Source organism: Pseudomonas sp. 21LCFQ010 (assembly GCF_024129905.1).
Lineage (GTDB): Bacteria > Pseudomonadota > Gammaproteobacteria > Pseudomonadales > Pseudomonadaceae > Aquipseudomonas.
On sequence record NZ_JAMYDZ010000003.1, the window covers coordinates 198103 to 220832 of the forward strand.

Sequence of the window (22730 nt, forward strand, 5' to 3'; positions counted from 1 at the left end):
CAGCCATGGTGTAGGAGCGGCTTCAGCCGCGAATGCGGGCGCTGCATTGGTGACGCCTGGCAAATTTTCGCGGCTCAAGCCGCTCCTACGCACTTCGCTGCGTTTCGATGAGTTCGCCAGGAGCCATCATGCTGAATACTATTCTCCCCATCCTGCTGTTTGCCGCCCTGGGCCTTGCGGTCCTGGGCGCCTTGCGGCGGGTCAAAATGTGGCGTAACGGCCGGGCCTCGAAAGTCGATCTGGTCGGCGGCCTGTTCGCCATGCCCAAACGCTACATGGTCGACTTGCACCATGTGGTCGCCCGCGACAAATACATCGCCAACACTCACGTTGCCACTGCCGGTGGTGCAGTGGCTTCGATCGTGCTGGCGATTCTGGTGCATGGTTTTGGCCTGCATAACAAGATTCTCGGTTACGCGCTGCTACTGATGACGGCGGTGATGTTCGTCGGCGCAATCTTCGTCTTCCGTCGTCGCCTGAACCCGCCTTCACGCCTCTCCAAAGGCCCGTGGATGCGCCTGCCCAAGAGCCTGCTGGCGTTCTCGGCGAGCTTCTTCCTGCTCACCCTGCCGGTGGCAGGCATCCTGCCGGCCGACTTTGGTGGCTGGCTGCTGGCCGGGGTTCTGGCCCTGGGCGTGCTGTGGGGTGTGAGTGAGCTGTTCTTCGGCATGACCTGGGGCGGGCCGATGAAGCACGCCTTCGCCGGTGCTCTGCACTTGGCTTGGCACCGCCGCGCCGAGCGTTTCGGTGGCGGTCGCTCCACAGGTTTGAAACCGCTGGATCTGGAAGACCCGCAAGCGCCACTGGGCGTCGAAAAGCCCAAAGACTTCACCTGGAACCAACTGCTGGGTTTCGATGCCTGCGTGCAGTGCGGCAAGTGCGAGGCGATGTGCCCTGCATTTGCTGCCGGCCAGCCACTGAACCCCAAGAAACTGATCCAGGACATGGTCGTCGGCCTGGCCGGCGGCAGCGATGCCAAATTTGCCGGTAGCCCTTACCCTGGCAAACCGGTCGGTGAGCACAGCGGTAATCCGCACCAGCCGATCGTCAATGGTCTGGTGGACGCCGAAACGCTGTGGTCGTGCACCACCTGCCGTGCGTGCGTCGAAGAATGCCCGATGATGATCGAGCACGTCGACGCCATCGTCGACATGCGTCGTCACCTGACGCTGGAAAAGGGCGCGACCCCGAACAAGGGCGCCGAGGTACTCGACAACCTGATCGCGACCGATAACCCGGGTGGTTTCAACCCTGGTGGTCGTCTGAACTGGGCGGCGGACCTCAACCTCAACCTGCTCAGCGACAAGAAGTCGGCCGATGTGCTGTTCTGGGTCGGTGACGGTGCCTTCGACATGCGTAACCAGCGCACCCTGCGGGCCTTCGTCAAGGTCCTCAAGGCTGCTGGCGTGGACTTCGCGGTGCTGGGGCTGGAAGAGCGTGACAGCGGTGACGTGGCCCGTCGTCTGGGGGATGAAGCAACGTTCCAGAGCCTGGCCAAACGCAATATCCAGACCCTGTCGCGCTACAAGTTTGCCCGTATCGTGACCTGCGACCCGCACAGCTTCCATGTGTTGAAAAACGAATACGGCGCCTTTGGTGGCGAGTATCAGGTCCAGCATCACAGCACCTTCATTGCCGAACTGGTCCAGGCCGGCGCGCTGAACCTCGACCAGCACAAAGGTGGCAGCGTGACGTATCACGACCCTTGCTACCTGGGCCGCTACAACGGCGAGTACCAGGCACCGCGTGATGTACTGCGGGCGCTGGGCATCGAGGTCAAGGAAATGGAACGCTCGGGCTTCCGTTCACGTTGCTGCGGCGGTGGCGGCGGTGCGCCGATCACTGACATCCCGGGCAAGCAGCGGATTCCTGACATGCGCATGCAAGACATCCGCGAGACGGGCGCTGAAGTGGTGGCGGTGGGCTGCCCACAATGTACCGCGATGCTCGAAGGCGTGGTCGAGCCACGGCCGTTGATCAAGGACATTGCCGAGCTGGTGGCTGACGCGCTGCTCGAAAACGACGCTGCTGCCCCGGCCCGTCAGGCAGCCCCGGCCAAACGTGAACCTGCGGAGGTGCACTGATGAGCGACATTATCCGCCGCGACCCGCGCGCCGAGTGGATCGCCCGTAACCGCCTGCACCCGCTGCACGCGGCCATGCAGCCGGTCCAGGATCGCTGGATGGGCCCCCACGGGCTGATCCGCAAGAACGTGCACGGCATCGGCTTCATCGGCCCCAACGGCATCAAACGGATTGACCGCACCGGTGCCCAGCAGGGCGGTTCGGCCAAGCGCAGCGCTGCCGTGGAAGTCCAACTGCCGTTGCATGTCGTTGCCGCGCCAGCGTTCTACATCACCGTGGTGCCGGACATGGTCGGTGGCCGCCTGAGCAGCCACGACCGTGACCTGCTGGGGCTGGCTCGCCAGTTGGCCGGTCAGGACGGTGCGGTACTGGCCGTGGTGTTTGGTGAGCACAAGGAAAGCGCATTCGACACCGCTGGCGTGGACCGCCTGCTGGTCATCGAAGGCGACGCTTTTGCAGGGTACTCGCCAGAGCAACGGGTCCAGGGCCTGCGGGCTGTGGATAACCAGTTCGACCCACGTCACTGGCTGCTGCCTGACAGCCGCACCGGTGGTGGTGAACTGGGCCGGCGCTTTGCTGCAAGCCTGGGCGAGCGCCCGGCCACGCGGGTCTGGCAGATCAAGGACGGGCAGTGCAGCGGGCGCGCCGGTGCTGGCCGCGAAGATCTGGTGCGGCCACTGGCGCGGCTGATTCTGGCTGCCGCCGAATGTGCCGACCCGGTCAGCGAAACCCGTCACGAAGCGACCCCGGTGCAGTTGTCCACAGAGGTGGTACGCAGCCTGGCACGTATCGAAGACCTGGGTTCGGTGGCGGTCGACCCCGGCGCCATTCCGATGGCCGAGTCGGAGTTCATCTTCTCCGGCGGCAACGGGGTACAGGACTGGGAGCTGTTCCACAAAACTGCCGCTGTGCTGGGCGCCACCGAAGGCGCGTCGCGGGTGGCTGTGGATAACGGCTTCATGGCCCGCGACCGTCAGGTCGGTGCAACCGGTACCTGGGTCACTGCACGGGTCTACGTGGCGGTGGGTATCTCCGGAGCGATCCAGCATTTGCAGGGTATTGGCGCTTGCGACAAGGTCGTGGCGATCAACATGGACCCTGGCTGCGACATGATCAAGCGTGCCGACCTGTCGGTAATTGGCGACAGCACCGAAGTGTTCAAAGCCCTCATCGAGGCCGTCGAAGCCTGGCGCAACGGAGGTAAACGCGATGCAGCCTAAGCCTGTGAATAACCCGGTGCTGCAGGTGCTGAGCCTGGTCTCGGTGGGTTCGCACCCGACTTCCGGGCGCGCCCGACGTGCCGAGCAAGACGCCCGGGCAGTCGAGCTGGGCCTCAAGCTGGTTGGGGATAACTTGCAGTTGCTGCACGCCGGTAACCCCGAAGAACCTGCGCTGCGTGCCTATCTGGGCATGGGCCTGGATGAAATACAGATTCTTGAACAACCGGCCGGCGCCGATGCGCTGCCGGCCCTGACGGAATATATCCGCGACTGCAATGTACAGATCGTGCTGACCGGCACGCAGGCTGAAACCGGCGAAGGGTCGGGCATGCTGCCGTTCCTGTTGGCCGAACGGCTGGGCTGGCCGCTGGTGGTGGGCCTGGCTGAGGTCGAGTCACTGGACAACGGCGTGGCCATCGTCCTGCAAGCCCTGCCACGTGGTCAGCGGCGGCGCCTGAAAGTGCGCCTGCCGTTTCTCGCCACTGTGGATAACGCCGGCCCCACGCCACGCCAGACGGCCTTCGGGCCGGCGCGTCGCGGTGTACTGGGTGTGGAGCAGGTTGAGGTGGTCAGCGATGAGGTACTCGGCAGCGACAGCCTGCAACCGGCCAAACCACGGCCCAAGCGCTTGAAAGTGATCAAGGCCAAGAGCGGCGCCGACCGCATGAAGGCGGCGACCGCCAAGGCCAGCGGTGGCGGCGGTAAAGTACTCAAAGGCGTCAGCGCCCAGGAAGGCGCCGAGGCGATTCTCAAGCTTCTGGTGGAGGAGGGGGTGCTGCGTTAAGCCCCGTTTTATCCACCGCACAGGTTGTCCTCTTTCGCGGCTAAAGCTGTTCTTGCACAGGACCGGAGATCCAGGTGCAAGGAGGGCTTTAGCCGCGAATCTTTTTATCCCCAGGCAGTATAAATATCCTGACCTGAGCGGCCCTGTAGGAGCAGCTTTAGCTGCGAAGACCACACTCCAGCTGCGAAGACCGCATTCCGGGCGCTGCCCCCCCGCTTACGCACAATCTCTGTGCGCGGGCCTGTGAATAAGTTGTTCGCTACTGCCTGAGATGCCCGGTTTTAAAGGTGTGTAGAGTTTTGTTCGATTTTTGAACAGTGGAGGCTTTGATTCTTCAGATGTCCCAGTGTGGATAAAACCCAAGGAGAGGCCAGCTTGCCTACAGTTGCCCACAATCTCTGTTAGCGCCTCTGTGGACAAGTTGTTTGCTCAACCTTGAAGGCCATGTAAATAAAGGGTTGCGGGCAGTTGTTCAGTAAATGATCAGGTGCTTTGGGGCAGGCTTGCGAAATACTGCCACCCCATGGATAGCGGGTGCCGGTGGGTTTTCCACAGCTGAGGCATATCAAAACCGATAGTTGCCCCCAAAGTCTGTTGGTCTCTCTGTGGATAAGATGTTCGAGAACCTTCAGGTGCCTTATGTGGCGGGCCTTGTGGCAAGTAGATCAAAAAATGATCACTTCGTTTCGGGAGCCTGCCCAATGGCTAAGCTACGGATTTCTGTCTGGTTTTGCCGCTCGATCTCAGGCTTGTCCACTTTTACTGTGGGTTGTGCGGTGGATAAGTTGTTTGTGGATAGTCAGGGCTGCCGTAGCTACGGGCTGCAGTAGAGGTTGGTCATTTTTTGAGCATGCGTGCCACGCTTGCAATGGGGGGGCGTTCTATCCACAACCCACAAAAAAGCCCGCCTCCGGTTACAGAGGCGGGCTTGTCAGGCCAGGCGCTGGTCAGTTGCTCTGGATCTTCACTTCTTTCAGGTAAGGCGCAGGCTCGGCACCCAGGTTGGCCAGCATGCGGGCGCTGTACCAGTCGATGAAGTTGACCACGCCGAACTCGTAGGTTTTGGAGTACGGGCCTGGCTGGTAGGCGATAGAGTTGATGCCGCGCTGGTTCTCTTCGGCCAGGCGACGGTCCTGGTCGTTGGTGGCGTCCCAGACTTCGCGCAGGCGTGCCACGTCGTAGTCGACACCTTCCACAGCGTCCTTGTGCACCAGCCACTTGGTGGTGACCATGGTTTCCTGAGCGCTGATCGGCCACACGGTGAAGACGATGATGTGATCGCCCATGCAGTGGTTCCAGGAGTGCGGCAGGTGCAGGATGCGCATCGAGCCCAGGTCAGGGTTCTGGATGCGGCCCATCAGCTTCTTGCTGCCTTGCTTGCCGTCCATGGTCATGGACACGGTGCCCTTGAGCAGCGGCATGCGCACGATACGGTTACGCAGGCCGAAACCGGCGTGCAGGTAAGGGATCTTCTCGGCTTCCCACTTGGCAGCGGACTCTGCCACGTGGTCCTTGAATTCCTGGCTGGCGCGCGGGTCGTTGGTGTCATCCCATTCCAGCAGGGTGTTGAGCAGTTCAGGGTGCGAGCCGCTGCAGTGGTAGCACTCGCGGTTATTTTCCAGAACCAGCTTCCAGTTGGCTTTTTCCATCAAGGTGGTCTGCACCGCCACCTTGGTGTTTTCCATGTCGTACGGTTCCATGTAGTGGTGCAGTGTGGCCAGGAACTCGTCGATGGCTGGCGGGTTTTCTGCCAGGCTGATGAAGATGTAGCCGCCGGCGGTTTTGACCTTGATCGGCTTGAGGCTGAATTTCTTCATGTCGAAGTCATCGCCCATCTCGCTGCCAGCGTACAGCAGGCGACCGTCCAGCTCGTAGGTCCACTGGTGGTAAGGGCAGACCAGCTTGGCGACCTTGCCTTTTTCACCGGTGCACAGGCGCGAGCCACGGTGACGGCAGACGTTGAAGAACGCATTGATGGTGTCGTCAGGACCGCGCACGACCAGCACCGGGTTTTTACCGACCTGCAGGGTCAGGTAGTTGCCCTTTTTCGGAATCTCGCAGGTCATGCCGGCGATCAGCCATTCCTTCTGGAAGATCTCCTGCATGTCGATTTCGAACAGGCGCTCATCGTTGTAGAACGGTTGCGGCAGAGAATAGGTGCGTTCGCGGGTCTGCAGCATCTCGGCAGTTGCCTTGCGTGCGGCTTCAAGCGGGTCGCCCAGGCTCAGGTTTGCAGTGACGTCCATCGTGTGGTTCCTCATGACCGCCTCGGGCGGCCGCGAAAATAATGTGGCTAATACGGTTCTTGTTGGCACGCAGGGCGGGTTTTTCAGGCGCCCGTTTTGGTTCGTTTTGGCTTACGAGCATCGCGTAACGATTTAGCGGCGAGTGTGGAGATACACGAGGCTTGATCCTTATCCATGCACGACATGGCCGAATCCGTTCCCGACTGGCAACTCCATGCCCTATGGGGCTGGTCGCGGTAAGTACGTCAATGTCGCTGATAGGTAAATGGCCGGACGGGGGCTTGAGCAGAATCCGTTCCATAAGAAGGCCGACAGTCGGCCGTGGAGATCGAGCATGTCCCAAAACTTCCTTAACCCGGTCAACACCCAGACATGGGCCAACGGTCGTCACCTTGTGCGCGTCGTCAAGGTCATTCAGGAAACCTGGGATGTCCGTACGTTCTGCTTCATGGCCGACCAGCCGATCATGTTCTTTTTCAAGCCGGGGCAGTTCGTCACGCTTGAGCTGGAGATCGAAGGCCAGCCGGTGATGCGCTCGTACACCATCTCCAGTGCCCCCTCAGTGCCTTACAGCTTCTCGATTACCGTCAAGCGCGTGCCTGGCGGCAAGGTCTCCAACTTCCTGCATGACACACTGCATGAAGGCCAGGAATTGGCGGTGCATGGCCCGGTCGGGCTGTTCAACGCCATCGATTTCCCGAACCCCAAGATTCTTTACCTCAGCGGCGGTGTAGGGATCACCCCGGTCATGTCCATGGCGCGCTGGTACTACGACACCAACGCCAACGTCGACATGGTGTTCGTGCACAGCGCCCGCTCGCCGAAAGACATTATCTATCACCGTGAGCTGGAACACATGGCGGCGCGGATCGAGAACTTCGACCTGCACCTGATCTGTGAAAAATATGGCCTGGGCGAGCCATGGGCCGGCTATCGCGGCTACCTGAACATCAAAATGCTGGAAATGATGGCGCCGGACTTCCGCGACCGCGAGGTGTTCTGCTGCGGCCCGACGCCGTACATGAGTGCGGTCAAGCGCATGCTGCAGGACAATGGCTTCAACATGGCCCAGTACCATGAGGAGTCGTTTGGTGCGACGCCGCCCGAAGCCAAGGCCGACGCGGTCGAAAACGCCGAGCACGCGGCTGAAGCGGCTGATGTGGACACCGCTGACCTGCATCAGGTGGAGTTCACCGACACCGGCAAGAGCATTCGTATTGCACCGGGCGAAACCGTGCACGCGGCGGCTTCCAAGCTGGGCCTGATGATCCCCAAAGCCTGCGGCATGGGCATCTGCGGAACCTGCAAGGTCATGAAGCTTAGCGGCGAAGTGGAGATGGAGCACAACGGCGGCATCACCGAAGATGACGAAGCCGAAGGTTACATCCTGTCGTGCTGCAGCATTCCGAAAACCGACGTGCGCATCGAATACTGATTGCGCCTTGCGCGCAGGCCGACGTAGGAGCGGCTTCAGCCGCGAAAGCCGCGATGCTCTTCGCGGCTAAAGCCAATACTGTAATGAGATGGTCAGCCCAATTCTGAGCCCCCCGAAATCTACACTCTCGGGGGGGCTCACTTTAATTGTGGAGATTGATCATGGATACCGTTGTGGCCTTGCTAGGCATCGATATTGGTAAGCGAAATTTCCATCTTGTGGGCCAAAATGCGTCTGGGCACCAAGTGCTACGCAAGCAGTTCAATCGCACCAGATTGCTGCAGTTTGTGGCCAAGCTCGCCCCTTGCACAGTGGCGATGGAGTCCTGCGGCGGCTCACATTGGCTAGCTCGGAAGATCGCTTTGTTGGGGCATCAGGTGAAGTTGATCGCGCCACAACATGTGAAGCCCTACGTCACTGGCAACAAGAATGACTTTATTGATGCCGAGGCAATTTGTGAGTCCGCTTCAAGGCCCCGGACGCACTACGTTTCAGTCAAGACAGTCGAACAGCAGATTCTTTCAGTGCGTCATCGTCTACGGGAGGCGCTGGTAGGCCAGCGCACCGAGACTACCAACCGGATTCACGCCTTTCTGTTGGAGTTCGGGATCGCTCTACCGGCCACCAAGGCGGCACTCACCACTCTGCCTGAGCTGCTTGACGACTCCAGCCATGATTTGCCTCTACAGTTCCGACGCATGATGGAGCAGTTGCTGGCAGAAATCCGTCGGCTGAACACCGAGATCAAGGCGATTGATCTGGAGATCAAGCAAGAGCTGGCGCGAGATGACGCTGGCACTCGACTGCAAACCATTCCGGGTATTGGCCCTGTTATCGCCAGCGCGGTACTGGCCGAGGTCGGCGACGCCTCTGGTTTCAAGAGTTCTCGGGACTTTGCAGCGTCGCTGGGCCTGGTTCCGAGACAGTTTTCCACTGGTGGGAAAACCGTACTGTTGAATATCAGCAAGCGCGGCAACAAGTATCTACGCACGCTGCTGGTACAAGGCTCGCGATCGGTACTCATGAGGATCAACCAGCGAGATGATGAGTTGGGGAGCTGGGCAAGAGAGCTGCTTACGCGAAAACACCCCAACAAGGTGGTGTGCGCGCTGGCGAATAAGCTGGCACGCATCGTATGGGCCGTGCTTGCACGAGGCGCAAGCTACAACGCTGTACTGAATTAACTGAAATAGACCGGCTTTTGCGACGCTATCGATGATGACGATAAACAGCTCATGGCCTGACCGAGAACCTGGTAAGTGAACAAGTCATCAAGACTGATACTGTTTTAAGGACGGTTGGGTGGCGACTACTCATCAAGGGCCGGACAGTCTGACTGTCCAGAATGAGCCCGGATACATTGGCGCAAGCATGTTTTACCGTTAATCGATTGTGGTTGCAGGAGATGGGCTGACCATACATTCACTTAAGTGCTTGATGCCCCAGTGGGAGCGACCTTGGTCTGGGCGGCACTCCGACGAAGAGGCCAGTAAACACACTACATCTGCTGTGAATGTGCTGCCGTCTTCGCTAGCAAGCTAGCTCCCACAAAGGTATGCAGCGCCTAATTGAACAGCACTGCGGCTAAAGCCGCTCTCATCAAACAAATTACAAATCGCTGATTTACAAGGCCCTCCCGTAGGAGCAGCTTTAGCTGCGAAGCCTTTCGCAGCTAAAGCTGCTCCTACGGGGTTGCGTGTTCGCCACCCGGCAGCACGGCTCAGGCCAAGCCACCATTGGCGCGCAATACCTGCCCATTGACCCATCCCGAGTCCGGCCCGGCCAGAAAGGCCACCACACTGGCGATATCCTCTGGCTGGCCGAGCCGTTGCAGCGGCGGCAGGCTGGCGAAATGCTGAATCTGTTCCTCTGTCTTGCCGGCCAGAAACAGCTCGGTAGCCACCGGGCCGGGAGCGACGCTGTTGACCGTAATGTTGCGTCCGCGCAGCTCCTTGGCAAACACTGGCGTCATGGCTTCCACGGCAGCCTTGCTGGCGTTGTAGATGGCGTAACCCGGCAGGTTCAGGGCCAGAGCGGTGGTCGAGAAATTGATGATCCGTCCACCGTCGTTCAGGCGCTTGCTGGCTTCACGCAGGGTGTTGAACACGCCACGGGTATTGATGGCGAAGGTCTGTTCAAACAGTTCGTCACTGGTTTCGGCCAAGGCCATCGTCTTGAGGATACCGGCATTGTTGATCAGCACATCGACCTTGCCCAAATGGTGTTCAGTGGCGTCGAACAACCGCCGCACATCGCTGACGCTGGACACATCGGCCTTGATCGCGATGGCGTCACGGCCTTCGCCGATCAGTTGTTCCACCAGGGTATCGGCTTCATCGGCGCTGCTGGCGTAGTTGATCACCACGGCAAAGCCATCGGCCGCCAGGCGCCGGGCGATTTCGGCGCCGATGCCGCGTGATGCACCGGTGATGATCGCGACTTTTCGAGAGCGGGTCATGGGGCAGGTCTCCTTTGGCAAACTAAGAAACATCAACCCATCTTAGGCGGTTTAAGTGCTCTCTCGTTCTATCAGTTGGCAATCGAGCAGGTTCAACCGCTGGATATCCCCGCTCACCGGCAACACCCCCAGGCTTTGTAAAACCCGTTGCGCGGCCAGTACGCCGATCTCCAGCGCCGGGGGCTTGATGGTGCTCAGGCTGGGCAGCAGCATCTCGGCGAACGCATAGTCGCCAAAGCCCATCACCGCGCAGTCTTGTGGAATTCTCAGGCCGGCCCGTTGCCCGGCCAGCAGCCCGCCGGCGGCCAGGTTGTCGTTGGCAAACACGATCGCATCAGGGCGGGTGGGGCTGTTCATCAGTGCGTGCATGGCCTGTTTGCCGGCTTCGAACGGGGTCAGCCCCGCTTGCGGGGTGAACACCCAGGGCTCCAGGCCCAGGGCCTGTAACGTTGCGGCGTAACCGTCGCGGCGCTCCAGTGCGCTGAAGTCGCCGGCCATGCTGTTGAGCACGAAGGCGATGCGCCGGTAGCCCTTGGCGTGCAGATGGCGGGTAGCGCTGACGCCCACTTGGTAATGGGAAAATCCGATCTGGATCGGGCCGCGCTCCGGGCGGTAGTCCCAGGTCTCGATCACCGGCATGTCGGCCTGCTCGATCATCTTCTCGGTGGTCGGGGTATGGAAATGACTGGTCAATACCAATGCTGCCGGTGACCAGCCGAGAAACGCGCGCACGGCGCTTTCTTCCTGCTCGGCAGAGAAGTAACTGGACGCCAACAGCAGTTGAAAACCGTGCTGGCTCAGGGTGTCGCTGAAGCCCTGAATGGTATTGGCAAAGATCGGCCCGGAGATATTGGGGATAACCATCGCGACCACTTTACTGCGCGCCGAGGCCAGGCCGCCGGCGACCAGATTGGGTACATAGCCCAGTTCGTTGACCACGGCGGCGATGCGCTCGCGCAGGTCTGGCGAGACTTGCTCGGGCTGGTTGAAGTAGCGCGAGATGGTGATCGCTGAAACCCCGACCTGTTTGGCCACCGTACTCAGGGTCACCCGGCCGGCGTTACGGCGCTTGCGTGTTGCGCTGGATTTTTCCGTCATGCTCGAAGGCTTATAAAACTTAACGATATATAAAAGTAATTTTTCAGTATTGGACGCTCTATGTGCCAATTTCTGATACTTGTGATGTTAGCGCTAACGTCATGGTTTGTCTGCTACTCGCTGCCGCGAATGCCGAATCAAGTTAGCAGACAATCAGCGGTCGATGCGTGGGGCATTGGCGAGGTTCGGCACATTTAAAGCAGGCACACAGATGCAGACAACACTTGGGGGCGGTACGCAACACACTCTTCTGGCGCAGGCCATTCATCATGCTGGCGCTCAGCCGAATAGCCGACGTGCAGGCCGTTGCGCCTGGTTGCTGCTGGGCCTGGCGAGCCTGCCACTGGCGCCCGGTGCGGCCCTGGCCGAGACTGGCCAGAATGCCAGCGATGCACCGGTGCTCAACGCCGTGACGGTCACCGCCACGCGCCGTGAAGAGTCGCTACAGAAAGTCCCGGTGGCGGTCTCGGTGGTCGAGGGCGAGCAACTGGAGCGCGACAACCGCAATGGTGTGGCCAGCCTGGTGCAACAGGTGCCGACCCTGAATTTCCGCACCGGTGCTTCGAACAAGGACACCTCGTTGTTCATTCGTGGCGTGGGCACCATCTCCACCTCGCCGGGTGTCGAGCCGACCGTGGCCACGGTGATCGACGGTGTGGTGCTTGGGCGTCCGGGCCAGGCGACCCTGGACCTGCTCGACCTGGAGCGCATCGAAGTGCTGCGCGGCCCGCAGGGTACGCTGTTTGGCAAGAACGCTTCGGCCGGTGTACTGAACGTGGTGAGCAAGGCGCCGAGCGCCGAGACCCATGGCTACATCGACCAGTCGTGGTACACCGGCAATGAAAGCCGGACCCGCTTCGGGATTGGCGGCAGCCTGATTCCCGACACCCTCAAAGGCTCGCTGACCACCCTGTTCGGCAGCTATGACGGCAATGTGGATAACAAACTCAACGGCCAGGAAGTCAACGGCTACAACCGTAAAGGCATTCGCGGCAAGCTGGAGTTCACCCCTAACGACGACATCACGTTCACCCTGATCGGTGATTACCAGCAGGCCCATGACGACGCGCCCAACGGGGTGGTCAGCAAAGCGCTGACCCCGGCGTTTGGCGCGGCGCTGGCGCCGGTACGTGCCGACAGCGACAACCGTGATGTGCTCAGCGATTACCGCAGCCATGTCGATGATGTGAACAAGGGTTTGTCTGGCCAGCTGGACTGGCAACTGGGCGACTTCACCCTGACATCGATCACCGCCTGGCGCGGCTGGGATAACACCCAGTACCAGGACGGCGACCGCCTCGGGGCGATCACCAGCGCCTTTGCCGGCACTGAAGACAAAGGTCAGCTCGACTACAACCAGTACTCTCAGGAGCTGCGTCTTGCTTCGCCCAAAGGCGAGTTCGTCGAATACGTCGGCGGTCTGTTCTACATGTACGGCAAGAGTGACGAAACCTACCAGCGCACACTGATCACCCCGACCAGCCGCGACCGTGGTATCGCCGACTACAGCACCACCAACCAGAGTTATTCGGTGTTCGGTGAAAGCACCTTCAATCTGACCCCGGATCTGCGCGCCATTGCCGGCCTGCGCTGGACCCACGACAAGCTCGAATACGATCACCGGCGGGTTTCGACCTCGGCGGTCACGGTCAGCGGTATCCAGCCGGCCACCAGCAGTTCGGGTAGCGTGGACGAAGACGGCAAATCTGGCCGCCTGGGCCTGCAGTACGACCTGAGCGATACGGTGACCAGCTACGTGACCTACTCGCGTGGCTACAAAGGCCCGGCGTACAACGTGTTCTTCAACATGCAGCCACGTGACACTGACGCGCTCAAGCCGGAGACCTCCAACACCTGGGAAGTGGGCATCAAGGCCAGCGCCTGGAATAACCGCCTGACCACCAACCTGGCGGTGTTCCACAGCGACTACGACAACTATCAGGCGAACTTCTTCGACAGCGTCGCCGGCCAGGTGGTGACCCGGCTGATCAACGCCGGTAGCGTGAAGACTGAGGGCGTCGAACTCGACTATGCGCTGCAGGTGACCTCGCAGTTCAAACTCTCCGGTGCCCTGGCCTACACCAAGGCGCGCATCGACACCTTTGCCTGCCCGGCCGGCGCCGCCGCCTCGTGCAACGTCGATGGCAAGACCCTGCCGTACAGCCCGGACTGGAAAAGCTATGTCCGTGCCGACTACAGCATCCCGCTGGACAACGGTCTGGATATCGAGCTGAGCACCGATTACGCCTGGCAGAGCGAAGTGCAGTACGACATCAGCCAGAACATCGACACCAAGCAGGGCGCCTACGGCATCTGGAACGCCAGCGTGGCCCTGGCCGACTACAACGCTGGCTGGCGCGTAGCGCTGCTGGGCAAAAACCTGGCCGACAAGTCGTATTCGCCGATGCTGGCCACCGGCGGCAACTACATCTACCGCGCCGTTCCGCGTGACGATGAGCGCTACTTTGGCGTGCAACTGCGTAAAGACTTCTGACAGTGCTGCACGGTTTTCTGTAGGAGCCGCTTTAGCGGCGAAGACTCGAGGCTAAAGCTTCGCGGCTGAAGCCGCTCCTACGGGCCTTGTGTTCGCAGCCTGTGTTTACCTCTACAACCCTATTGCGTGCGACAACCCTCAACACCAAGGAGTCGTATAGATGAACAAGCCTGCCCGCCAACTGAAACTGGGCGCTTTCCTGATGGCCACCGGGCACCACGTTGCGGCCTGGCGTCACCCGGATGTCCCCGCCAACGCGGGGCTGGATATCAAGCACTACCGGCATCTGGCCCAGGTGGCCGAGGCGGCACGTTTCGATGCGCTGTTCGTGGCCGACAGCGTGGCAGCAGCGACCGGCGATATCGCCAGCCGCATGGCACGCTCGGATCACTTCGAGCCGCTGACCCTGCTGTCGGCGCTCAGCGCGGTGACCGAGCATATCGGCCTGATCGCCACGGCGACCACCACCTATAACGAGCCGTACCACGTGGCGCGCAAGTTTGCCTCGCTCGATCACCTGTCCGGCGGGCGTGCCGGCTGGAATCTGGTGACCTCCGACGCGGCGGCCGAAGCGCAGAACTTCGGTCTGGATGAGCATGTCGGTCACGCCGACCGCTACAGCCGGGCACAGGAGTTTCACCAGGTGGTGACCGGCTTGTGGGACAGTTGGGGCGATGATGCTTTTACTCGTGACAAGGCCAGCGGTGAGTACTACGACCCGGCCAGGCTGCATGTGCTGGATCACCAGGGCGAGCACTTTCGGGTCAAGGGGCCGCTGAACGTGGCGCGTTCACCACAGGGGCAGCCGGTGGTGGTACAGGCCGGCTCTTCGGAAGTGGGCCGTGACCTGGCGGCGCGCACCGCTGAAGTGGTGTTCACCGCGCAAACTTCGCTGGCCAGTGCTCAAGCCTTCTATGCCGACCTCAAGGGGCGGCTGGCAGCGTATGGGCGCAGTCAGGATTCGCTGAAGATCATGCCCGGTGTGCTGATTGTAGTGGCCGAGACTGAGCAAGCCGCCAAGGCAAAGTTCGAGTCGTTTCAGGAACTGGTCGAGCCGCAGGTGGGCGTGGCGTTATTGGGCCGCATGCTGGGTAATTTCGATCTGTCCGGTTATCCACTGGACGGGCCACTGCCGGAACTGCCGCTGACCGACAGCGGTCAGCGCAGCCGCCAGCAATTGCTGACTGAGCTGGCTGCCCGGGAAAACCTGAACCTGGCGCAACTGGGGCGACGGATTGCCGGTGGTCGTGGGCATTACAGCCTGATCGGCACACCTGAACAGATTGCCGATGAGCTGCAGAACTGGTTTGAAAACGGTGCGGCCGATGGCTTCAACGTGCTGGTGCCGCATCTGCCCGGCGGGCTGGAAGATGTTGCCCGGCTGCTGGTGCCGGAGCTGCAACGCCGTGGCCTGTTCCGCACCGAATATGAAGGCACCACCCTGCGCGAAAATCTGGGGCTGCAACGGCCCGCCAACCGATTTGAATGAGGTCTATTACCGATGAAACCACTGGCATTGCTCAGCGCCGCTCTGGCCTTTTGCGGCTTGATCAATATGGCCGTTGCCGCTGACCCGGAGACGTTGCGGATCGGCTTTCAGAAAGGCTCGATTCCGCTGGTCCTGGCCAAAGAGCATCAATTGCTGGAGAAGCGCTTTGCCAAGACGCAGATCAAGTGGGTCGAGTTTCCGGCCGGGCCGCAGATGCTTGAAGCGTTGAATGTCGGCAGCCTGGACATCGCCTCCACGGGTGATATTCCGCCGATCTTCGCCCAGGTCGCCGGGGCGGATCTGGTGTATGTCGGCGCCGAGCCGGCCAAGCCACAAGCCGAGGTGATTCTGGTGCGCAAGGACAGCGCCTTGCAGAAAATCGAGGACCTCAAGGGCCGCAAGGTCGCCTTGCAGAAAGGCTCCAGCGCCAACAATCTGGTGCTGCGCGCCTTGCTCAAGGCCGGATTGACGTTCAAGGATATCCAGCCGATCTATCTGAGCCCGGCCGATGCCCGGGCGGCCTTTGAAAATGGCAGCGTCGATGCCTGGGCGATCTGGGACCCGTACTACTCCATCGCGCTGGTTGAAGGGCATAGCCGGCTATTGGCCGACGGTACGGGGCTGGGCTTGTCCGGTCCGGTCTACACTGCCCGACGCGGGTTTGCTCAGCAGCATCCGGCGTTTGTCCAGCAGGTGCTGGATGAGCTGACGGCTGCCGATGACCTGACCCGCAGCCAGCGCGAGCAGAGCATCGAGATCCTGACCCGCAGCATGGGCCTGCCGGCCGAGGTGATCGCTCTGTACATCGACCACCGTCCGGTCTCGCCGAGCCTGCCGATTACCCCTGAGATCATCAAGGCGCAGCAGGTGACTGCGGACCTGTTCTACGATAACCGTCTGCTGCCCAGGAAAATCGATGTCAGCAAGGCGGTCTGGCACAGCCATTGATCCCGTAGGAGCTGCTTTAGCAGCGAAGGCTTCCCGGCTAAAGCGGGCCACCGCCCGGCCGGGCTTACGGCGACGAAAACACCGAATTATTCAAGGAAATCCGCATGACCTATATCGCTGCCGAAAACCGCTACAACGACATGCTCTATCGTCGCACCGGGCGCAGTGGCTTGTTGCTGCCGGCGCTGTCGCTGGGGCTGTGGCACAACTTCGGTGACGCCACGCCGATCGATACCCAGCGCGCCATGCTACGCACTGCCTTCGACCTGGGCATTACCCACTTCGACCTGGCCAATAATTACGGCCCGCCCTATGGCAGCGCCGAGGTCAATTTCGGCCGTTTGCTGCGTGAAGACTTCAAGGCTTATCGCGACGAGCTGATCATCTCCACCAAGGCCGGTTGGGACATGTGGCCAGGTCCTTATGGTCAGGGCGGCGGGTCGCGCAAGTACGTGCTGGCCAGCCTCGATCAAAGCCTGCAACGGCTGGGTGTCGATTATGTCGACATCTTCTATTCGCACCGCTTCGACCCCGACACGCCGCTGGAAGAAACCGCTGGCGCACTGGCCACCGCCGTGCAGCAAGGCAAGGCGCTGTACATCGGCATCTCGTCTTACTCGGGCAGTAAAACCCGGGAAATCGCCGCGCTGCTCAAACAGTGGAATGTGCCGCTGCTGATTCATCAGCCGGCTTATAACCTGCTCAATCGCTGGGTGGAGAAAGACCTGCTTGATGCCACCGATGAGCTGGGCGCGGGCGTGATTGTCTTTACTGCGCTGGCCCAGGGCCTGCTGTCGGACAAGTACCTCAATGGCGTGCCGCAAGATGCCCGGGTCAATCGTCCCGGCGGTGGTTCATTGAAGGCCGAGCATCTGTCGGAGCAGAACCTTGAGCATGTACGCAAACTCAACGCGATCGCCCGGCAGCGTGGTCAGAGCCTGGCACAGATGGCGCTGGCCTGGACCCTGCGTGACCCACGGGTGACCTCGGCGTTGATCGGCGCCAGCCGGCCCGAGCAGATCGTCGAAAACGTTGCCGCCTTGAACAACCTGGCGTTCAGTGCCGAGGAACTGGCCGAGATTGATCGCTTTGCCGTGGAGGGCGGTATCAATTTGTGGGCCAGGCCTTCTTTGGCGCAGTAACGTTGGCGAGCCTCAGTGAGCCGATCCGCAGCGGCGGGGCGCTGTCATGGTAGTGCGGATAGCACGCCTGAAAGTCCAGGGCCGTCTGGATAAGCCTGGCGTCCGACAGGTGCGGGCCGCAGAACGCTGCATTGATGCTGGCACCGCTGCTGCTCTGGCCGATGGGGAACGTGACCATCGGCCAGCCCGGCACATGGGGTAGCCTGTCAGGCCCGGACGATGCTGAGGACATCACCAGCATGAAGTCCAGGCGTTGATCGCGCAGGTTGCTTTCCCAGCCTTGCGGCGGGCATGGCGGTGCATCGGGAAGTTCGATCAATCGCGCTCCCAGGCGCGCCAGTTGCTCGCGAAACCGCTCCAGAACCTGCCAGCTTTGCGGCGCGTCCGCTGCCCTCGGCGGCGTTACGCCAATGCGGGTACTGAGCAGCGGTCTGTAGCCTGACCGGGCTGTCACCGGCCATCGCACGGGCGCGGTTTGCGCTGCACCGGTTTCGCTGAGCGCTGCCAGCACCAGCGCTGCATCGCGCACGCTGCGTGCGACAGTGCCGGGCACGTCCCAGCCCATGGCCAGACCCAGCGACGGTTTGATGCCGCTGGCCGCATGAGCGGCACTGGGCATCATGAAGGCGTCATCGGCGGTTTGCGCCAGCGCCGCAGCGCACAGCCTGGCGACCGGGGCGATGGCGCTCAACCCGCTCTGCGTGCCACCTGGGCATATCGAGCCGCGCAGCGGGCCGAGTAAAATCGCGCCCTGGTCATACAGCCGGGCAACCAGCGGCGAGTCTTCAAGTTTCCAGGGCCGGCCATTACGCGCCACGGCCACCAGTGACTCGCTGATGCCCAGCACGATGCCGCACAGCAGTGGCGCAGGGCCGCGAGGGTCATCGGCGTTGCTCAGCCATTGATCGGCCAGGCGCGCGCGGGTCAGCGCCTGCTGCGCATCGATATGCACCGAAAGGCTGTTGTCGCCATAGCCTTTGAGCGATTCTTCGAACCGGTAAAGGCGTGCCAGGCTGGCAATGGTCAACTGTTCGGCAGTCAGTTCGCCGCTGCGCAGCAGCACCGCCATTTCAGCGAGCTGATAGTCGACGATGCGGTTAGGGCAGCCAATGGATGACCGTGACGGCAGGCCGCACAGCGGCGGGCGGTTGCCAGTAAGAGGGCGTGGGTCCATCGCGATAAGCTCCTTCTGGCCTTGCCATGCAAGGCCGTTTTCCGGAGCTAATCAGCGAACGGCAGGGGCGTAAACTGATAGAAATGACAGCAGGCCGTGCAGCCCTTGGCGGGCGGGCCTGCCCTTTCGTCAGTTGTCTTCGGCCTCGTCTTCGTCGCCGCCATCGACCTTCATGCCCAGTTCCTTGATCTTGCGCGTCAGGGTATTGCGACCCCAACCGAGCAGCACGGCGGCATCACGACGACGACCGGCGGTGTGCTTGAGGGCGGTTTCGATCATGATCCGTTCAAAGGATGGCACCGCGCTGTCGAGCAGGCTCGACTGGCCACGTGACAACGCCTGATCGGCCCACTGGCGCAGCGCCTGTTCCCAGTTGGTGATCGGGCCTGCATCCTGCGGCACGCTAAGCAGTTCAGGCGGCAGGTCGCTGATGTGCACCTCACGGCCAGACGCCATGACGGTGATCCAGCGGCAGGTATTCTCCAGTTGCCGCACGTTACCCTGCCACGGCAGATGCTTGAGGTATTCCTCGGTCTCGGCCTTGAGCAGCTTGGGCTCTACCGCCAGCTCCTGGGCGGCGCGGCTGAGGAAATGGCGGGCCAGGGTCGGGATGTCTTCGCGACGGTCCGACAGCCGTGGGATGTGAATGCGGATCACGTTCAGGCGGTGGAACAAGTCTTCGCGGAACTTGCCGGCATGCACCAGACCTTCAAGGTTCTGGTGGGTCGCGGCGATGATCCGTACATCGACCTTGACCGGGGTGTGGCCACCGACCCGGTAGAACTCGCCGTCGGCCAGTACGCGCAACAGGCGTGTCTGGGTGTCGGCCGGCATGTCGCCGATCTCGTCGAGAAACAAGGTACCGCCATCGGCTTGTTCGAAGCGTCCGCGGCGCAGGTTGGCGGCGCCGGTAAACGCGCCTTTTTCATGGCCGAACAGCTCCGATTCCATCAAGTCCTTGGGGATCGCCGCCATGTTCAGCGCAATGAACGGCGCGACGGCACGTGGGCTGTGACGATGCAGGGCATGCGCGACCAGCTCTTTACCGGTACCGGACTCACCGTTGATCAACACGGTGATATTGGAGTGGCTCAGACGACCGATGGCGCGAAACACCTCTTGCATCGCCGGCGCTTCGCCGATGATTTCCGGGGTGCGGGCCATGACCGGCGGAGCTTCCAGGCCTTGCTGTTCCTGGGCGTGCTGGTTGGCACGCTTGACCAGTGATACGGCTTCATCGACATCGAACGGCTTGGGCAAGTATTCGAAGGCGCCGCCCTGATAGGACGCCACGGCGCTGTCGAGGTCCGAATGCGCGGTCATGATGATCACTGGCAGGCGTGGATTCTGCTCGCGAATCCGCGCCAGCAGGTCCAGGCCACTGGTACCGGGCATGCGGATATCGGAAATGATCACATCCGGCTGCTGGCGGGCCAGGCGGCTGATCACGCCATCGGCGCTGTCGAAGCTCTGCGTGGTCATGCCTTCCTGTTGCAGGGCCTTTTCCAGTACCCAGCGGATGGAACGATCGTCATCTACGATCCAGACAGTTTCGCTACGGCTCACGAGGCGGCTCCTTGTTCCAGCGGCAGAAAGATCGAGAAGGTGGTATGGCCGGGATGGCTTTCACACTCGATCAGGCCCTGGTGCTGGCTAATGATGGTCTGGGTAATGGCCAGGCCCAGCCCGGTACCGTCGGGGCGGCCACTGACCATTGGATAGAAAATGGTTTCCTGGAGTTCGGCCGGAATGCCCGGACCGTTGTCGGTGATCTCGACCTTGCTCACCAGGCGGTGACGCACATGGCCGATGGTGAACTGGCGGATGGTCCGGCTGCGCAAGGTGATACGCCCAAGGCGCAGCTCGTTCTGGCTGCCAATTGCCTGCATGGCGTTACGCACGATATTGAGCACTGCCTGGATCATCTGCTCGCGATCGATCAATACATCGGGAATGCTCGGGTCATAGTCACGCACCAAAGTGATGCGCCCCTGACTTTCGGCTTCGACCAGGCTGCAGACACGCTCCAGCACTTCATGGATATTGGTCGAGGCCAGCGCCGGCAACTTGTTGGAACCGAGCATGCGGTCGACCAGATTACGCAGCCGGTCGGCCTCTTCGATGATGACGTTGGTGTAGTCCTTGAGGCTTTCTTCAGGCAGTTCGCGGGCCAGCAACTGCGCCGCACCGCGTATGCCGCCCAACGGATTCTTGATCTCGTGAGCCAGGCCGCGCACCAGCATTTTGGTGGTTTCCTGCTTGGACAACTGGGCTTCTTCCTTGGTGATGCGCAGTAGCCGGTCGCGAGGGTGAACCTCCAGCAACAGCAGGGTCTGGCCGTTGTTGAGGATCGGCGTCACGGCATAGTCGACGGTCAGGGTCTGGCCGGTCAGTGCGGTGAGCATGGCTTCGCGTTTGGTGAACGGGTGCGCCTGTTCCACCGCCTGGCGCAGCGAGCTCAGGGCCTCGGCCGATTCGGTGAACAGCTCGCTGATGAACTGCCCATGGTTGCGCTGGCCGCTGATCGCCAACAGCATTTCTGCGGCGGGGTTCATGTACTCAAGGCGCAGTTCGGCGTTGAGCAGGATGGTCGCAGTGGTCAGATTGTCCAGTAACAATCGGTGCAGCGCGTCGCTGATAGTCATGAATCCTGATGACCTCTTTTGCCACTTTGCATTCGCGGGCCATGGCGCCGGGATAATTGGCCAGTGCGTGCCCGACGATGGGACACGGCTGACCGTGTGCTATGCCGGCTAAGGTTGCAAGAACCAAACCAAGGCTCCGAAAAGAAGCGTCAGCCCCCTTAAAACCGGGCATTTATTGTGCTTTGGTTGTCGGGCAGCGACATGTCAGACGCAAAGTTGACCCGAATCGGGGCTTTAGGGCGCTGATGCAAGTCTTTACTGCACCAGTTTAGTGCATGGCGGGAGGTTTTAAAGGAAAGGAATCCAACTGGATTTTTGCTGAGGCTTGTCTTTGAGGGGGCACTCCGGGCGTACACCGTAATCGGCACTCTGGCAGGGCTTGGCCAGGCGTTTCTGGTTCAGGGAAATGCGCTGTACATGAAAGGGCTGGTTGGCGGTCTTTTCCACGAGCCGGCCCAATTCGTCATAGATTTCCACGGACAGCTGATGAGTGCCGCGATCGATATTGCTCAAGGCAAACACCGGGCTGCGCCCTGGCGCTGCGACGGGCTGGTTGTCGAGCAGCAGCACGTAGCGATGCCCCTCTTGCAGCGCCGGCTCGTTGGTCACCGTAACGATCAGATTGCCTTCCATGCTGCGCAGCGCTGCGTCGGGTTCTGGGGCGAGGATGCGCAGCAACTGGTAGCGGAACATCGCCTTGGGCTTGGGCTGGACAGGGCTGGCTTTGATGTCGCGGGTGCGGGGTGTGCTGTTCATGTTGTTGGTGGGGGTGATATCGACCCGCTTGGCGTTCTTGTGCGGCTGATCGGTGAACACCCGATTGCCTTCGGCATCGACATAGGTATAGATCTGCGCCTGGGCAAGCGTTGCCATGCCAAACACAATGCCGCACAGCAGGGTGCGCAACGAGGTCATCTCAAGGCCTGCCCGCAGCAGCGCGCAATACGGTGAGGGTCACTGTCGGGCTCTGCTGGATGATGCGCCTGGCGTCGTGCACCAGCACGGCGAAGCTGTGCTCGCCGCGATCAATATTGACGACCTGCAGGCGCGGTACGTTGGTGGGTTGACCGTACGGTTTGCCATCGACCAGCAGTTGCAAGCGATGGTCCGGCTGCAGCCTGGGCTTGATCCGTACGCCAATGTAAAAGGTGCCGTCGTTGGCACGCAGCGCCGCGTCGTCGGGCAGGTCGCTCAGTTCCAGTTGCTCGTAGGCAAAGGGGGCTGGTGTGGCCTGAGTGCTGGCGGCGGGGCTGGCGGGCGCTGCCGCAGGACGCGGCTCGATGCTGTTGAGCGGCTTGAGCTCGACCGGCTCGGCGCGTGCACCGTCAGGCGGCTGATTGCTGTAGGCCGTATTGCCATTGGCGTCGGTGTACTTGTAGATCTGTGCCATGGCGGGCAGGCAGACCAACAACAGCAGGCAGACAAGACTGTGACGCATGGCATTCTCGACAGCAACGGGAGCGATGAGGGCTCAGCATAATGCAGATTCGTGTGATGTGCGTGGCTGGCCAGC

The 22730-nt window shown here is 61.2% G+C and carries 17 protein-coding genes; 9 read left to right on the plus strand and 8 right to left on the minus strand.

Annotated elements, in window-relative coordinates:
* The first annotated feature begins 128 nt into the window (after positions 1 to 128).
* The 3 genes from dgcB to NJC38_RS06020 are packed head-to-tail and all read left to right on the plus strand — an operon-like array spanning position 129 to position 4088.
* Entirely contained in the window at positions 129 to 2084 is a 1956-nt protein-coding gene (dgcB, locus tag NJC38_RS06010; protein WP_253112115.1) for a dimethylglycine demethylation protein DgcB, read from the plus strand.
* Entirely contained in the window at positions 2084 to 3304 is a 1221-nt protein-coding gene (locus NJC38_RS06015; protein WP_253112117.1) for an electron transfer flavoprotein subunit alpha/FixB family protein, read from the plus strand. The genes dgcB and NJC38_RS06015 overlap by 1 nt, the downstream gene beginning before the upstream one ends.
* Positions 3294 to 4088: an electron transfer flavoprotein subunit beta gene (locus NJC38_RS06020; RefSeq protein ID WP_253112119.1), complete on the plus strand. Its 795-nt coding sequence runs from the start codon at positions 3294 to 3296 to the stop codon at positions 4086 to 4088. The genes NJC38_RS06015 and NJC38_RS06020 overlap by 11 nt, the downstream gene beginning before the upstream one ends.
* Before the next feature lie 947 nt (positions 4089 to 5035).
* On the opposite strand, the gene gbcA is transcribed toward NJC38_RS06020, so the two are convergent.
* Positions 5036 to 6334: a glycine-betaine demethylase subunit GbcA gene (gene gbcA / locus NJC38_RS06025; RefSeq protein ID WP_045486291.1), complete on the minus strand. Its 1299-nt coding sequence runs from the start codon at positions 6332 to 6334 to the stop codon at positions 5036 to 5038.
* Positions 6335 to 6668: 334 nt separating this feature from the next.
* Here gbcA and gbcB point away from each other — a divergent pair, with 334 nt between their 5' ends.
* Together gbcB and NJC38_RS06035 are read left to right on the plus strand one after the other, a co-directional pair.
* On the plus strand, positions 6669 to 7769 hold the full coding sequence (gene gbcB, locus NJC38_RS06030; RefSeq protein WP_045486294.1) for a glycine-betaine demethylase subunit GbcB: 1101 nt from the start codon (positions 6669 to 6671) through the stop codon (positions 7767 to 7769).
* Positions 7770 to 7930: 161 nt separating this feature from the next.
* Entirely contained in the window at positions 7931 to 8953 is a 1023-nt protein-coding gene (locus NJC38_RS06035; protein WP_253112121.1) for an IS110 family transposase, read from the plus strand.
* Between the two features lie 536 nt (positions 8954 to 9489).
* On the opposite strand, the gene NJC38_RS06040 is transcribed toward NJC38_RS06035, so the two are convergent.
* On the minus strand, positions 9490 to 10227 hold the full coding sequence (locus NJC38_RS06040; protein ID WP_253112123.1) for an SDR family oxidoreductase: 738 nt from the start codon (positions 10225 to 10227) through the stop codon (positions 9490 to 9492).
* A 51-nt stretch (positions 10228 to 10278) separates the two neighbouring features.
* Complete coding sequence (locus NJC38_RS06045) at positions 10279 to 11325, minus strand: LacI family DNA-binding transcriptional regulator (protein WP_253112125.1); 1047 nt, start codon at positions 11323 to 11325, stop codon at positions 10279 to 10281.
* 163 nt (positions 11326 to 11488) lie between these two features.
* Between NJC38_RS06045 and NJC38_RS06050 the strand changes: the two genes are divergently transcribed.
* The 4 genes from NJC38_RS06050 to mgrA all read left to right on the plus strand — a co-directional run bounded on the left by NJC38_RS06050 (position 11489) and on the right by mgrA (position 17398).
* Positions 11489 to 13819 carry a TonB-dependent receptor gene (locus tag NJC38_RS06050; protein ID WP_253112127.1) on the plus strand — a complete coding sequence of 777 codons (2331 nt, stop codon included), beginning with the start codon at positions 11489 to 11491 and terminating at the stop codon, positions 13817 to 13819.
* 160 nt (positions 13820 to 13979) lie between these two features.
* Positions 13980 to 15308: an LLM class flavin-dependent oxidoreductase gene (locus NJC38_RS06055; protein ID WP_253112128.1), complete on the plus strand. Its 1329-nt coding sequence runs from the start codon at positions 13980 to 13982 to the stop codon at positions 15306 to 15308.
* Between the two features lie 12 nt (positions 15309 to 15320).
* Positions 15321 to 16256, plus strand: coding sequence for a sulfonate ABC transporter substrate-binding protein (locus tag NJC38_RS06060; protein WP_253112130.1), 936 nt, complete (start codon positions 15321 to 15323; stop codon positions 16254 to 16256).
* 104 nt (positions 16257 to 16360) lie between these two features.
* Positions 16361 to 17398, plus strand: a complete 1038-nt coding sequence (gene mgrA, locus NJC38_RS06065; protein WP_045486311.1) for an L-glyceraldehyde 3-phosphate reductase — start codon at positions 16361 to 16363, stop codon at positions 17396 to 17398.
* Here mgrA and NJC38_RS06070 read toward each other — a convergent pair.
* From NJC38_RS06070 to NJC38_RS06090, 5 genes are all read right to left on the minus strand, one after another.
* The gene (locus NJC38_RS06070; protein ID WP_253112132.1) at positions 17364 to 18572 is read right to left on the minus strand and encodes a hypothetical protein; all 1209 of its coding nucleotides are present in this window, start codon (positions 18570 to 18572) and stop codon (positions 17364 to 17366) included. The two genes, mgrA and NJC38_RS06070, sit on opposite strands and share 35 nt — an antisense overlap.
* A 129-nt stretch (positions 18573 to 18701) precedes the next feature.
* Positions 18702 to 20138 (minus strand): nitrogen regulation protein NR(I), encoded by a 1437-nt coding sequence (gene ntrC / locus NJC38_RS06075; protein ID WP_045486313.1) that lies wholly within the window; start codon positions 20136 to 20138, stop codon positions 18702 to 18704.
* On the minus strand, positions 20135 to 21217 hold the full coding sequence (gene glnL, locus NJC38_RS06080; protein ID WP_045486316.1) for a nitrogen regulation protein NR(II): 1083 nt from the start codon (positions 21215 to 21217) through the stop codon (positions 20135 to 20137). Before glnL ends, ntrC begins: the two co-directional genes overlap by 4 nt.
* 288 nt (positions 21218 to 21505) lie before the next feature.
* Positions 21506 to 22132, minus strand: a complete 627-nt coding sequence (locus tag NJC38_RS06085) for a DUF4124 domain-containing protein (protein ID WP_253112140.1) — start codon at positions 22130 to 22132, stop codon at positions 21506 to 21508.
* A gap of 1 nt (position 22133) precedes the next feature.
* The gene (locus tag NJC38_RS06090; RefSeq protein WP_253112142.1) at positions 22134 to 22655 is read right to left on the minus strand and encodes a DUF4124 domain-containing protein; all 522 of its coding nucleotides are present in this window, start codon (positions 22653 to 22655) and stop codon (positions 22134 to 22136) included.
* Between the last annotated feature and the right edge of the window lie 75 nt (positions 22656 to 22730).

Coding starts and splice junctions, on each gene's coding strand:
- dgcB (WP_253112115.1), top strand. CDS start 129: ATGCTGAATACTATTCTCCCCATCCTGCTGTTTGCCGCCCTGGGCCTT.
- NJC38_RS06015 (WP_253112117.1), top strand. CDS start 2,084: ATGAGCGACATTATCCGCCGCGACCCGCGCGCCGAGTGGATCGCCCGT.
- NJC38_RS06020 (WP_253112119.1), top strand. CDS start 3,294: ATGCAGCCTAAGCCTGTGAATAACCCGGTGCTGCAGGTGCTGAGCCTG.
- gbcA (WP_045486291.1), bottom strand. CDS start 6,334: ATGGACGTCACTGCAAACCTGAGCCTGGGCGACCCGCTTGAAGCCGCA.
- gbcB (WP_045486294.1), top strand. CDS start 6,669: ATGTCCCAAAACTTCCTTAACCCGGTCAACACCCAGACATGGGCCAAC.
- NJC38_RS06035 (WP_253112121.1), top strand. CDS start 7,931: ATGGATACCGTTGTGGCCTTGCTAGGCATCGATATTGGTAAGCGAAAT.
- NJC38_RS06040 (WP_253112123.1), bottom strand. CDS start 10,227: ATGACCCGCTCTCGAAAAGTCGCGATCATCACCGGTGCATCACGCGGC.
- NJC38_RS06045 (WP_253112125.1), bottom strand. CDS start 11,325: ATGACGGAAAAATCCAGCGCAACACGCAAGCGCCGTAACGCCGGCCGG.
- NJC38_RS06050 (WP_253112127.1), top strand. CDS start 11,489: ATGCGTGGGGCATTGGCGAGGTTCGGCACATTTAAAGCAGGCACACAG.
- NJC38_RS06055 (WP_253112128.1), top strand. CDS start 13,980: ATGAACAAGCCTGCCCGCCAACTGAAACTGGGCGCTTTCCTGATGGCC.
- NJC38_RS06060 (WP_253112130.1), top strand. CDS start 15,321: ATGAAACCACTGGCATTGCTCAGCGCCGCTCTGGCCTTTTGCGGCTTG.
- mgrA (WP_045486311.1), top strand. CDS start 16,361: ATGACCTATATCGCTGCCGAAAACCGCTACAACGACATGCTCTATCGT.
- NJC38_RS06070 (WP_253112132.1), bottom strand. CDS start 18,572: ATGGACCCACGCCCTCTTACTGGCAACCGCCCGCCGCTGTGCGGCCTG.
- glnL (WP_045486316.1), bottom strand. CDS start 21,217: ATGACTATCAGCGACGCGCTGCACCGATTGTTACTGGACAATCTGACC.
- NJC38_RS06085 (WP_253112140.1), bottom strand. CDS start 22,132: ATGACCTCGTTGCGCACCCTGCTGTGCGGCATTGTGTTTGGCATGGCA.
- NJC38_RS06090 (WP_253112142.1), bottom strand. CDS start 22,655: ATGCGTCACAGTCTTGTCTGCCTGCTGTTGTTGGTCTGCCTGCCCGCC.